The 12,347-nt window shown below is 28.9% G+C and carries 15 protein-coding genes and 3 pseudogenes; all 18 read right to left on the reverse strand.

Annotation, left to right across the window (positions count from 1 at the left end; genetic code table 11):
- Positions 1–9: 9 nt before the first annotated feature.
- Positions 10–2,010, reverse strand: a complete 2,001-nt coding sequence (locus AACQ14_RS02975; RefSeq protein ID WP_339362077.1) for a peptidoglycan-binding protein — start codon at positions 2,008–2,010, stop codon at positions 10–12.
- 87 nt (positions 2,011–2,097) lie between these two features.
- Positions 2,098–2,490 carry an immunoglobulin domain-containing family protein gene (locus tag AACQ14_RS02980; RefSeq protein WP_339362078.1) on the reverse strand — a complete coding sequence of 131 codons (393 nt, stop codon included), beginning with the start codon at positions 2,488–2,490 and terminating at the stop codon, positions 2,098–2,100.
- A gap of 396 nt (positions 2,491–2,886) precedes the next feature.
- Positions 2,887–3,129: a hypothetical protein gene (locus AACQ14_RS02985; RefSeq protein WP_339362079.1), complete on the reverse strand. Its 243-nt coding sequence runs from the start codon at positions 3,127–3,129 to the stop codon at positions 2,887–2,889.
- A gap of 10 nt (positions 3,130–3,139) precedes the next feature.
- Positions 3,140–5,425 carry a TNT domain-containing protein gene (locus AACQ14_RS02990; protein WP_339362091.1) on the reverse strand — a complete coding sequence of 762 codons (2,286 nt, stop codon included), beginning with the start codon at positions 5,423–5,425 and terminating at the stop codon, positions 3,140–3,142.
- 33 nt (positions 5,426–5,458) lie between these two features.
- Positions 5,459–5,947 (reverse strand): hypothetical protein, encoded by a 489-nt coding sequence (locus tag AACQ14_RS02995; protein ID WP_339362080.1) that lies wholly within the window; start codon positions 5,945–5,947, stop codon positions 5,459–5,461.
- A 222-nt stretch (positions 5,948–6,169) separates the two neighbouring features.
- On the reverse strand, positions 6,170–6,469 hold the full coding sequence (locus AACQ14_RS03000) for a WXG100 family type VII secretion target (protein ID WP_339362081.1): 300 nt from the start codon (positions 6,467–6,469) through the stop codon (positions 6,170–6,172).
- 40 nt (positions 6,470–6,509) lie between these two features.
- Complete coding sequence (locus AACQ14_RS03005) at positions 6,510–6,812, reverse strand: WXG100 family type VII secretion target (protein ID WP_339362082.1); 303 nt, start codon at positions 6,810–6,812, stop codon at positions 6,510–6,512.
- A gap of 51 nt (positions 6,813–6,863) precedes the next feature.
- On the reverse strand, positions 6,864–7,190 hold the full coding sequence (locus AACQ14_RS03010; protein WP_339362083.1) for a WXG100 family type VII secretion target: 327 nt from the start codon (positions 7,188–7,190) through the stop codon (positions 6,864–6,866).
- Between the two features lie 412 nt (positions 7,191–7,602).
- On the reverse strand, positions 7,603–7,953 hold the full coding sequence (locus tag AACQ14_RS03015) for a hypothetical protein (protein ID WP_339362084.1): 351 nt from the start codon (positions 7,951–7,953) through the stop codon (positions 7,603–7,605).
- A gap of 43 nt (positions 7,954–7,996) precedes the next feature.
- Positions 7,997–8,206, reverse strand: a complete 210-nt coding sequence (locus AACQ14_RS03020; RefSeq protein WP_339362085.1) for a hypothetical protein — start codon at positions 8,204–8,206, stop codon at positions 7,997–7,999.
- A 225-nt stretch (positions 8,207–8,431) separates the two neighbouring features.
- Positions 8,432–9,040: a hypothetical protein gene (locus AACQ14_RS03025; protein ID WP_339362086.1), complete on the reverse strand. Its 609-nt coding sequence runs from the start codon at positions 9,038–9,040 to the stop codon at positions 8,432–8,434.
- A gap of 49 nt (positions 9,041–9,089) precedes the next feature.
- Positions 9,090–9,562, reverse strand: a pseudogene (locus AACQ14_RS03030) (TNT domain-containing protein).
- Positions 9,563–9,600: 38 nt separating this feature from the next.
- A pseudogene (locus AACQ14_RS03035) lies at positions 9,601–9,699 on the reverse strand (transposase); the annotation flags it as partial.
- An 88-nt stretch (positions 9,700–9,787) separates the two neighbouring features.
- Positions 9,788–10,078 (reverse strand): group II intron maturase-specific domain-containing protein, encoded by a 291-nt coding sequence (locus AACQ14_RS24710; RefSeq protein ID WP_353514007.1) that lies wholly within the window; start codon positions 10,076–10,078, stop codon positions 9,788–9,790.
- Positions 10,074–10,712, reverse strand: a pseudogene (locus AACQ14_RS03040) (reverse transcriptase domain-containing protein); the annotation flags it as partial. The gene AACQ14_RS24710 and the pseudogene AACQ14_RS03040, both read right to left, overlap by 5 nt.
- 46 nt (positions 10,713–10,758) lie before the next feature.
- On the reverse strand, positions 10,759–10,896 hold the full coding sequence (locus AACQ14_RS03045; RefSeq protein ID WP_339362088.1) for a DUF6530 family protein: 138 nt from the start codon (positions 10,894–10,896) through the stop codon (positions 10,759–10,761).
- Positions 10,897–10,962: 66 nt separating this feature from the next.
- On the reverse strand, positions 10,963–11,361 hold the full coding sequence (locus AACQ14_RS03050; RefSeq protein WP_339362089.1) for a DUF4279 domain-containing protein: 399 nt from the start codon (positions 11,359–11,361) through the stop codon (positions 10,963–10,965).
- Positions 11,362–11,377: 16 nt separating this feature from the next.
- Positions 11,378–12,347: polymorphic toxin type 33 domain-containing protein (locus AACQ14_RS03055; RefSeq protein ID WP_339362090.1), on the reverse strand; the 970-nt coding region annotated here is incomplete at its 5' end.

A 12,347-nucleotide genomic window follows, 5' to 3' on the forward strand; every position in this document is an offset into this window, starting at 1 on the left:
TTCAAAAATCTAATCATGGGTATAAAATTTATACCTATTATAATATTTCTCACTCTTATATTTATCTTTAAAATAAAGACCATTGCTTATTGAGGAACTTCCCCCTGCTTGAGCTAGATAAACTCCTTTTTCAGAATTATAATCACTACCGTCAGGTGTAGGACGAACAACTTGAACGTGCCCTATACTAGGCGATTCATCAATACATGAAATAGTCATATATCCCTCATTAGCTCTTTTTTGAGCTTCTTCAGGCGTTATCTCTTTCCATCCATAATTTTCTCCTTGAGCATCTAACCAAATAGCTAATCTATTAGCATTTAGCTCTGTAGCTGTAGCATTCTTTGCATCCTGATATAAGATATATCCTTTCTTCAAATTACGTCCTATAGCTTTTCCTGTAGCATCTTCTAAATTCCCTTTTTGATTTATCTCTACAAATCTAGGTAATTCTACACCCATTGCTATAGAGATATCCCAAGCATAAATATTACAATATGTAGCACCACCTCTAGGTACATATCTTGGATTAGATTCTACATTGAATTGATCTATCAATTTATTATATGCTTCAGGTGTTCTTGGTCCTGAATCATAAGTATATAACGGTTTTACTGCATTCCATGAAGTAGTATCAACCATATTATAATTAGAGTTAGTGTTAATCTTAGTTTCTTGTTGATTATCATGATTATTATCTATCTTGGGTTGTTCGTTAGTAATCATAGTTTCCCAAGGTTTTGATTTATAATACGTATAAAAATTAATATCCCTTTGGTCTTTTTCTGTCCTATATCTGTCAATATTGCTCCATGTATTATATCCCGAATATGTTGCTCTTGGAATATTGGATTCATTACGTCTTATTGCTTCATTATATCTATTGAGAGCAACATCTAGACCACATCTTACATTGTATTCCCAATCATTTCTAATATGTTCAAAATCATATTTATCACTCCAAGATTTATCATTAAGCTGCATTATTCCCCAGTCAGTAGATGTCACTTGACCATTTTTATTCTTATTTTCATTTGAATTAGCTAAGTTATCTCCTTCATATTGAGTCATTCTACTTTCTGTCCATGCTATTGCAAGCCCAATATCTTTTGGCAGTCCTATTTCATCACAGTACTGTTCTATATAGTTTACAATTTCATCATAACTAGGATTATTATATTTTCTTGTACTGTTTTCAACCTTAGGTTTATCTTGTACTTTTTCTTGTACTTTTTCTTCTTCTGGTTTATTAATTACTATGGGTTCTGCTTTTACAAATAAGTATTCCCATGTTGTTTCTCCAACTTTTCCTTCATATTCACCAAAATTCCATAACTTATTATTTTCTTTGAATTTAGTTATTGCTTCTAACGTTCTATCTCCAAAATAACCATCTATAGCTAATGGATTCCCCCTTGAGTCTCTATAACCTAATTCATTTAACCTTTGCTGCATAAGCTTTACATATTCATTATATTTGTTATTATCATAAGTTAGAATACCTTCAAATTTTGGCATGGAAATCAAGGCGTCTTCTTGTTTTGGCTGTTTATTAGTTATGACTTCATCACTATCTTTATCAAAAAAGTCTATTAAATGCGCTATACTAGATTTTATAGTAGATTGAATTACCCCGAAGATATCAGCAATTTTACTACTTAAGCTTAGATAATATTCTTCAATCTTATCTGTTAAATCAATTATATCAGCTTTTGGTTCTTCATTTATCTCATTAAAGCTATCCATAAGTTTTTTTTCAACATCTGCATATGCTGTTATAGCTTGATTGATAAATTCTGATGTTCTGTTTATACTTTTCTCTAGATTATTGATCTCCCTACATAGATTACGAAGTTTTCCATCTATATTCTGCCTATATTTAACGTCACTATCCAAACCGCTTCTTATAGTTGCTAACTTATTGCCAACACCACTAACTCTATTAGAGATATTTTGGATATTAGATATTTTATCTCCTAATCCTTCCATATTCACACTTATATTATTCATACTCTTTTCCTCCATTTTATCAAATATTTTTAATTATTGCTACATCTTAATAACCAATATTGATTTATATAACGTATTAAAATTTAATTATGAATATATTTCTTGATAGATCTCCCATATGGTTATAAAGCTTTCGTTTAGATTTCTATTTAATTCATTTAATTTGTTCTCATACTCATTAATGATATTATCTGATTGCTTTTTATCATTACTATTAACTATATTCTTTGAAGTTATAATTTCTTTATATGCTGTTACTGTCTGTTCTACTATTTTTTTTGTCACGTATAAATCATCTTCTAATTGTAGAATTTCTTGGCTTAGTTTATGAATTTCATTATTAATGTTATCTATAGTCCAATTATTAGTATTACGTACAGTCAATTTCTCGTCATCAGAATAACTCATTTTGGGAGACATAGGCTTTAGTTCGATAACTTTTTCATCTATGTCTTCAACACGCTTTGTTATACTAGACATAATTTATTCCTCCTAATTTTTATTAATTGCATATAATTAAATATAGTTAAATTGTAATTAATATATTTTATGAGTATTTACTCTTATAGTATATATTCTTTATAATTTTTTCAACAAATCCTGACGAAATGCATTTTTTATGGGATGAAATGCATTAAATCAATTATTTTGGTTTATATTTGATAATAATATTGTTAATATAAGAACTCCAATCACTGTTATTTTTTAGTAATTGGAGTTCTTATATTTCAATAACTTTGAGTTGCTGGATTATGTTGTATTAGTACTAATTCATAAAAGTAATTTATTATACCCACCTAAGTTGATTAGCTTTTTATAATTCCTATACTTTTACCTTTTTAATCTACATACTTACTGAATTAAAAAATGGTATAATTAAAGAGTTCTTAATATTTTATCTGCTTTTAATCTTTCAATAAAATCTTCTAATGCTTTACTCTTATTTTGATACAATTCTTCTGAGATTTTACTACATCTTTCATCAGAAGTGAATACGCTCCAATGGTCATTCACTTTTCTGATACATATCTCATTTGGACTAACTTCATGATCATTAAACCAATTGTAATTTTTCAATTCTTCATCCTCAATAATTTTCATGGCTTGGATATTATCCATTATTAATCACCTACTTTATTTCAAATAATATTTTTAGCTCAATTAACATGTCAACTGGTAAAGGTAATTCGTATTGGATACCTCCTCCTGTAGAACCAAATCCTCTTGCAATATTACCTTTTTGTACTTTTAACTTATCAAATGTTAATTTATATTTTTTCATATATGCATCAATTTTAGTTTTAAGTCTTTGGTCTGTACACTCATCATAATATTTTTTAATATTATTAAAGTCACCTTCTACCTTATATTGATGATATTTTGAAGAATCTTCAATATATGGTAATGAACGCTGGTCATAATTATAAGGTTTTCCATCTATCACAGGAGATGTATATCTACCATTACTAGGTCCATACCTATCTATTATCTCACCTTTTGATGGTATATAATCATTTTTTATTGCCTTACCTGCGTCATTAAGTACATATCCTCCTTCTGGTACCTGAGCCCAATCAATACTTCCATCTGCTTTTAAAACCTTTGGATCTTTTGGAATTTGAATTTCATCAGGCCATTTACCAGTTGATAAAAATTCCTCCGCATAATTAGTGCCTTTATAATCATCAATTTTTTTGAGATAAGAACTAAGGTCATCAATGTCACATTTAGTTAGTTTAAGTAGTTTACTAGAAGTTTTTTCCGTAATCTCAACCATATTATTAAGTTCTTTAATTTTGTCATCAGGCAAATCATCAATGTCTATTTTATATATAATTCCTTCTGGTGTCACTACTTCAAAATACTCTTTTGTTCTAGTAATGCTTCTAATAAGGTCTGGTAATTCATCTAACTTAGCAGCTATTATTTTATTAATTCGCTTTGTTGTCTGCATTACTCCTTTTATGGCTTTTTTGAATCCACCACTTTTAACGAATTTTACTATACTTGCGGCAGTTTCTCCACCTTCAATTGCTGCACATAGGACTTCCCCTATCAAACTACCTATCATACATCCTTTATCAAAAGGTTCCGCTTCATTGTATGTATTCTTCCATTCTTCTATAGCCTGAGTTATCATTATTTTTAATGCATCTCGATATTCTTCATATACTATAGCTTTTGCCATAAATGCTGCAAAGACCTTGAGTTGAGCTGGATCTTTAATAATACTATATATTCCTTCAATAGTATCTACAACTGTTTTTAATGGTGCTACAGATATTCCCCAAAACAATCCCACTCGAAATTCTTGTCCCTGTTCTTTAGCACTAGAACCATATGTAAGTCTAGCCCAAGTATAAAAGTTATTTCTTTTTACTTCTTCTGGAAAATTCCAATGATTAATTTCATTCAAGGCATCTAATGGATAATAGTATTTAGCATAGTGTTCATAGGCAGCTGAACTTTCGTATTTATTTTCATTAGTTATTATACCAAGCTCATCATCTTTAAGTGGAATAGGAGGAATGTTTTCATAGTATTCTTCAGGTAATAGATTAGCAACAAATTCAAAGGTACTATAGTCATTTTCGGTCATATTAACCCAATGTAACAAAGTCTTCAGTTTATATTCCTTTGGTAAAGCTTCGTAAGTAAAGATTAAATTATTCCCTCTATGGTATTCTTCAAATCCAAGTAAAAATTTGTAAACTGCTTCATCCAAATCTTCATCTATATTCGAATTATAATTACCATTATGGTCTGTTAGATCTACTTCAAAACCTTTATAATTCTTTAGAATATTTTCTAGTGATTTTTTCAAGCCTATAATGTCTTTTGATTTAATCTCTTCGGCTACTTTACCTTGATAAATATTTTTCTCTAATACTAATCCATCAAAATCAAGGAATTGGGCTGTCTTTTCACAATCAAATTTATTATAACTTATATATTTATAGTTGTCAGTATTATTAATAACCTTTTTACTAGAGAAAAAGTCACTTAGATTTTTAATAGTAGTAAAAAGCCCTCCAAAGATTCCAAAGAGCCCTATTTTAGATAAGAAATTAAATCCTTTTAAAATAGGATTATCATTGTTGTTATCATTTTCTATTTTATTATGTTGAGTCATATTATTAAGATTACATACAAGACATTCTAATTCTCTTTCTGTTTGTTCATACCTATTTTTTGTATTCTTAACAAAATCACTCAATTCATATAAATTTCTAGCAATTTTATCTAGATCTTTTTGAATGTACAGCATCTCGCTACCTATACCATCTCTATATTTTACATCACTATCCAGAGAATATTTAAGGGAACGAAATGAGTCTTCAATTTCTGATACATTATACGAGCATCTCCTCAAGGTGTGTTCATTTTTACCAAAATTCCTGGTTTCTATTGACATATTACCCAAAAGCCATCACCTATAATTCATATCTTATTTTTTCCATGTTCTTATATAAATATTTTTTCCCTCTTCAATGACCCCTTTAGTCACTCTCGACATTGTAATTTGTTCTTTATTTGGTAACGGGCATGGTTCTACAGTTTTTATAATGTTTAGGTTAATATTATTGATTGTATCTTTATGTTTTTCTACTAATGAATATACTTTTCTATGCTTATTTTGGGATTCATTCTGTTGATACATTTGATACAACTTGTTAATCTTTTCTTCAGATTTTCTATACTCGTCACATGAATATACAAGTAACTCCTCATAATTCTTAGTAGTCAAAATTATTCTACTAAGATTTTCATCTACTTCCCTCATCAAATTATTGATATTACCTCTATCTTTGATTTCTCCATCTAGATTATTTTTAGTTGTTTCGTAGTCATAAGCTATTAACTTAATCTTTCTCTGTATATCATTAATTTTTTCTGCTAGAATGCTCATGTGTTGTAGTTGAGCTGTTATTTGCAACCATGCCACCACCTTAAAAACTATTCTATGTGTTAGAAAATGTTCCTAGTAAAGTCTAATATTAAGACTCTTTTCGTATAGAAATCTCCTTTTATAAAAAAGCAAAATAGAGGACTGCCAATTAGTCCTATAATTTAGCTGGATAAACGGGTAAGGGTGTAAAGATATAATATATGGATATATTAAAAGCTAAATTATAAATAGGCAGTCCTTATAAACATTTTATGAGAATAAATCTCCTGTTGCTGTATCAATTGCAGTTTCTGCTGAAGCATAATCAGTAGCAGCATTTGTTAAGAATGTTGAATATGAAGTTATAACTTGTGAGTAATTTTGAAAATCATTTTTTAAACCTAAAAATTTATTAATAAATTGTTCTGCTGCATCACTTCTCCAGTTAGCTTGTAGGTTTGTCATTAGAGTAGTTATATCCTCCATGATTCCATTAAATTGAGTATTAATACTTTTTATAGTAGAAGATGTATCTTCTAACATCTGTGTAGTAACTGTAAATTGTGCCATATATATCCTTCCTTTCTATAATAGATTTATCTATTGATTATTATCTAGCTAATCTACCTGCATTACTTATAATATTTTCCTCTGTTTTTCTATACACATTGGCTGCTTTCATTAAAAATTCTGAATAATTTCTGAGAACTTTTTCTAATTTCATAAATTCAGGTTTGAAGTTAGTAATTTGGTTAGCATAAGCTGTATTACCTTCACCTTTCCATTGAGAACTTAAATTATTTACTTCTGTTATTAATTTTTCATATAATCTTTTATATTCATCCACCTTTTGAGTTACTTGTCCTGATTGTTTTTCTAAGACTTCTGGTGTTACATCAATTGATTTTGACATAATATAAAACCTCCTTTTAATTATAAGTAATTCCTTATTATTTCTTTGATTTTAATCATAATAGTCCGATTGTCTATCTAACCAATCGTAATATGCTTCAAGTCTTCTATCATCCTCTCTTTTTATGTCATATGCAACATCAGATATTCTTGTCGCTATATCAGACATTTTTCTGGATGTAGACTTTATGTCTCCTTCCAGCATCTCACCTTGACCAATAAATTCTCTGGATGCTTCACCTTTCCATATGTACACTATATCATTAATGATATTATTCAAATCTCTTGACTCATTACTTAAATCACTTGACAATTGTCTTATTTTTCTTACTTGATTCATAACATGTGAATAATTAATTCTTCTTCTAGGTCGGACCATTTTTTTCCTCCCTTTGCAATACTTTACTTATCAATATATTGATTTGTTTTTTATTATGTTTTCTTACAAGTAATATGATATAGAATAATTAATTTTTTTTCAACAAATCCTGACGAACGACACGTTTTATGGGATAAAATGCATTTCAAAGTAAAAATAGCTAAAAAATTATACTATTTCTTGTGAAATTGCACCAATAGAAAATTGTCGTATTTTGTAACATTTTTGCTAGAAGATTGTGATATGCCAATGATAAAATTGATAATCTAAGATATTTCTCAACTAAATATTAAGTGTAAAAAGATTATCATATTACTTTATTTCATATTTAAATCTATAACTGAACACATAAAATAAGTGCATATATGAATTTTGCATATTTAAAAATTCGTGCATGCACTCATCTAATTAGCTAAGATAGTTTACTATCTTCTGTTATCATTTCAATTTGGTATTTATTTATGTAATAATAATTAATAATATATTTTATACCCATTCCCATTAATATAGATAATATCAGTGATATAAAACCAAGAATTAGAAAAGCCTGGTCATTGGATATTTTATCTTTTAAACTTCTTCCTACAAGTATACCCATAAGAGGGGCTACAAATATGAAGGTCAAACCACTTTTATTTTTTTTAGGATTACTTTGATTAACCTTCTTAATATAGCTAATAGAATATACTGTCATAAAGGTTATATAGATAATCAAAATAAGAAGAATTTCCATTACCGTCATAACTCTATTTATTGAAAACACTTTGAAAACCCCTAACAAGCATTCAAATGATACTATAAGTAAACTAGTACCAATATACAAAAACTGGTAAAAAACCAAAGAGCTTATAATACTGAATTTCTTCTCCTGTAAGTAACTTATATAATTCTTCCCTAAGTTCTTTTTTATGTTGCTTCTCTTTTTGTGTATAACCTGGTATACCTGTTACATATTCTTTGGCTCCATGTGGATCCATGCTGCATAGAAATTGTAATTCTTCTACTGTTAATTCCAATGATCTATTTTGTACAGCATGACCTAGAGCTGTAGCTGATGGGGATTCATTTAATTTTTTTACTGCCTCACTTCTGGCACCATAACCGCCATGTACTAAATTACGACTGGCTTCATATGTATCCTCACCAACATATTTCCATATTACATTTTTATCTGTAAGTTAAAAACCATATATGATATACAGTAATTAATATTAATCTAGTTATCATATAGGGGAATTTTTTTAGCTTAGAATTTCGAATTTACTAAGTTCTAGGAATTTATATAAATATTCTTTTCCTAATTCATCTGTTATTATATGATTCTCCATTAATTCCTTATTAATGGAGTAGTAATTATCAAGTTCTAGGCTATAATTAAATGCTACTTGATATGCCCATAATTCATCTGATTCAGTGTTAAATACTATGAATTTTTTGTTGTCAGCTTTAAATATAACTAGATAATTAGTATCAATATTTACAACAGAAAAATTATTATCTTTGCTAACACTTAATTCTGGTGAAGCAAATTTAAAGATATTTTTTGCATGTTCCATAATAACCATAACATCATTAATATCATTACATGATAATACACTTCTCTTATTAGAATATCTGTTTTTTTCAAGAAGTAAAAGAGTCATAAGCAATGCTTCATCTTGGTCGTTGAACATCAATTTTATTGTATCTTTTCCTCTTTCACTTGTCATTAAAACATATTTATCATTCACTTTTTTTAATTTTGTAATAACATCTGATTGAATATTATAAATGTAATTGCCTAAAATATCACAGCAGTAATTATAGTCTTTACTTTTTTTATTTAAATATTTTAGTATTTTTTGTAACATATATCCTCCTCTTTACTCCATAATTTTTAAAAATCCATTTTTTATTAATTCATTTTACACCCATTTCAGTAAGATATTGAGTCCCTTTTCCTGCTTGATCAAACCAAGGTGCTATTTCACCTGATTTAACACTAAAAGTCTAGTTACTTTATATCTTGTATATGGTTGTCCTTTCATAAATGGTGGTAAAGCTCTACTTTCAAAGCTAATTCCATCTGGTGAAAAATATTTACCGTTTCCATTGCTTCCATATCTATCAATAATTGTATTAGGTCTTAATGTATCTATACTATATTTGCCATTAGTAAATCCTTCAATATTTACATCACCATTAGTCCCTGGGTATATAGGATTACCCGTACTTTGATTAAAATATTTAGGATTATCATATACATCTTTATACTTTAAGTATAAATCATCATTTGGAGTAAAATTCCATCTATCAATTTTTGCTCTATCTGCTTCAGAAATTATATTTTTAGTTCCGACTAAAAACTCCTCATCCTTATCCGTAGAATTCAAAGCATTAATAATGAACTGTTCATCTGCATCAGTAGCACCGGAAATATGTTTTTGGTTTTAGTTACTTTTCTATATTGTGTATTTAAGCTTTCAATAACATTGGTCGTATACATTATCTTTCTGATATCATTAGGAAACTATCGAGTAGGAGGTAGATAATTATTTTATCTACCATCCTCTCACATCACCGTACGTACCGTTCGGTATACGGCGGTTCATTAAGAATTAATGTATTAACTGATAACGCTTTACTAAACTTTTATACCCTAGTTCTTCTAGGTAAGCATTCGTTAACGTTCTTGACAAAATTGGACTTTTGGCTATTCGCAGATAGCCTTTTCTTGTGTTTGCATATTCCCACGACTTTTGTTTGTTAATCCCTATTTTTATTAATTTCCTATGGCTAGTCTTGACTTTCTTCCATTGTTTCCAAATGCATGCTCTTATTCTTCGTCTTATCCAGCTCTCAATATCTTTTATTCTATTTCTACATTTAGCTATTTTGAAGTAGTTAATCCATCATTATTATTTCATTTAATTTCTTTAATCTAAACTCCATACTAATTCCCCAATTCCTGTTGGCCACTTTCCTAAGTTTCTCTTTGAATATTTTATAGGATTTCTCGTGTATTCTTATTTGTACTTCATTCCTACTAAAGTAGAATGAAAATCCGAGAAATTTACTCTTTGTTACTAGGTCTACTTTGCTCTTTTCTTGGTTAACTTTTAATTTCAGTTTTCCTTCAAGTAATCTTATCATACTTTTCATAACTCTTTCTCCTGCCTTCTTGCTTTTGACGTATATATTACAGTCATTGGCGTAACGGCAAAATTTATGTCCTCGTTTTTCTAGTTCTTTATCTACTTCATCCAGCATTATATTTGATAACAGTGGACTAAGTGGACCACCTTGTGGTGTTCCTTTATCATTTAATACTTTTATTCCTTGTATCATTATTCTACTTTGTAGATATTTTCTTATTAGTTTTAATACTCTTTTATCTTTTACTTTTCTAGATAAGCGATTCATCAGTATGTCATTATTTACTTTATCAAATAATTTTTCTAAGTCCATATCTACAACCCACTTGTTTTCTTCGTTAATGTATTTCTTTGCCTGTAACATTGCCATCTTGGCACTTTTCTTAGGACGAAATCCATACTACTAATTGAAAATGTCAGTTCATAGATTTTACTTATTTCTGTGCTATGGCTTGTTGTATCATTCTATCTAGCACCCTTTTTTGGATATAAACTTTAGCTAATATTTTAACATTCCCTCTATCATTCCACTGTACCAGTCCTAATGAAAGCTCTTTAACATTTAGTATCATTCACTCAAAAGTATAAACTAACCTTTTCTTCTTCATTATAAAATAATATTAAATTTAATTAATAATCTAGTAGATATACATATCAATGTCAAATTCTGCACCAATATAGTTCATTAGTTCAATGGCTTGTGATTTAATGGATATAATCGGTTTAACTTCATCTTCAATCTTAACGGTAATAAGAAATAAATAATCAACGTCAAATATCCTCTTTATTTCATGTAAAGTGTGTTTTTTCATTAATAAAATTTCAATTATCTTAGATAATTCATCATTTACATCTAACGATTCTACTTCACCTAAACTATATGTCCAACAAGTATCTTTCCTAGTTATATTTCTGTTATAAATATTGTCACCTTTGAGCCACTGTTCTGTTGGTTGAAGTTCTAATTTATAGGTAATGGTATTAAGATCAAATACTTCACCTGATATTACAAACTCTATATTTATACTAGTACTCATTCTATTACCTCTCATTCTATTTAATAAATTCATAAGTTGGAATTGGCTCACCTATACCACCTTTTCGATAAATCCACAGCATGCCACTATCTTTATCAATATATAGATCGTAATGTGCAATATTTTTCTTTCCAACAAAATCTTGTTTAAGTGCATGAGCATCAATTCCTTTTTGTTTTAAATATCTATCTTTTGCCATTTTAATATTACTAGGAGTATATTTTTCAGCAGCACCTACAGTATTATTTCCAAAGACACCTTTAGCTTCACTCGTCCCCACTAATAACTCCTCATCCTTATCCGTAGAATTCAAAGCATTAATAATAAATTGTTCATCTGCATCTGTAGCACCTAAAGTACTATTATAATCAGCTACCATTTTTCCTAACATACCATTAGCTGCTAAACCTGATGCCATCCTGAAGCCATATATGGATACTCCTTCTAAAAATACTCCTAAGGTGTTTAAACCATAAAATGCAACAGCAGTATATGTAATAGGTTTAACTACGCTGAGTAGATCATCAGGTATTCCATCATTAACTTCCAGCGCAAAATCAGCATTGCTTTTAACAGTTCCCCATATGTCACCTTTGGAGTTATCTGTTTTCTCCCAGTTTGACCATTTATGCTTATAATACTGAATTTCTTCTCCTGTAAGTATCTTATATAATTCTTCCCTAAGTTCTTTTTTATGTTGTTTCTCTTTTTGTGTATAACCTGGTATACCTGTTACATATTCTTTGGCTCCATGTGGGTCCATGCTGTATATAAATTGTAATTCTTCTACTGTTAATTCCAATGATCTATTTTGTACAGCATGACCTAGAGCTGTAGCTGATGAGGATTCATTTAATTTTTTTGCTGCCTCTACACTTCTAGCACCATAACCAGCATGTACTAAATTACGACTAGCTTCATATGTATCCTCACCAACATATTTCCATATTACATTTTTATCTATGAATAGTATATCATTGTTTTCC

It is taken from the genome of Vallitalea maricola (assembly GCF_036985595.1).
Classification (GTDB): Bacteria; Bacillota; Clostridia; order Lachnospirales; family Vallitaleaceae; genus Vallitalea; species Vallitalea maricola.

Bases quoted from the DNA above. Each gene is read 5' to 3' on its own strand.
- AACQ14_RS03010 (WP_339362083.1), bottom strand. From the start codon at position 7,190: ATGGTCCGACCTAGAAGAAGAATTAATTATTCACATGTTATGAATCAA.
- AACQ14_RS02980 (WP_339362078.1), bottom strand. From the start codon at position 2,490: ATGTCTAGTATAACAAAGCGTGTTGAAGACATAGATGAAAAAGTTATC.
- AACQ14_RS03000 (WP_339362081.1), bottom strand. From the start codon at position 6,469: ATGGCACAATTTACAGTTACTACACAGATGTTAGAAGATACATCTTCT.
- AACQ14_RS03025 (WP_339362086.1), bottom strand. From the start codon at position 9,040: ATGTTACAAAAAATACTAAAATATTTAAATAAAAAAAGTAAAGACTAT.
- AACQ14_RS02985 (WP_339362079.1), bottom strand. From the start codon at position 3,129: ATGGATAATATCCAAGCCATGAAAATTATTGAGGATGAAGAATTGAAA.
- AACQ14_RS03005 (WP_339362082.1), bottom strand. From the start codon at position 6,812: ATGTCAAAATCAATTGATGTAACACCAGAAGTCTTAGAAAAACAATCA.
- AACQ14_RS02975 (WP_339362077.1), bottom strand. From the start codon at position 2,010: ATGAATAATATAAGTGTGAATATGGAAGGATTAGGAGATAAAATATCT.
- AACQ14_RS02990 (WP_339362091.1), bottom strand. From the start codon at position 5,425: ATGTCAATAGAAACCAGGAATTTTGGTAAAAATGAACACACCTTGAGG.
- AACQ14_RS03050 (WP_339362089.1), bottom strand. From the start codon at position 11,361: ATGAGTACTAGTATAAATATAGAGTTTGTAATATCAGGTGAAGTATTT.
- AACQ14_RS03045 (WP_339362088.1), bottom strand. From the start codon at position 10,896: ATGATACTAAATGTTAAAGAGCTTTCATTAGGACTGGTACAGTGGAAT.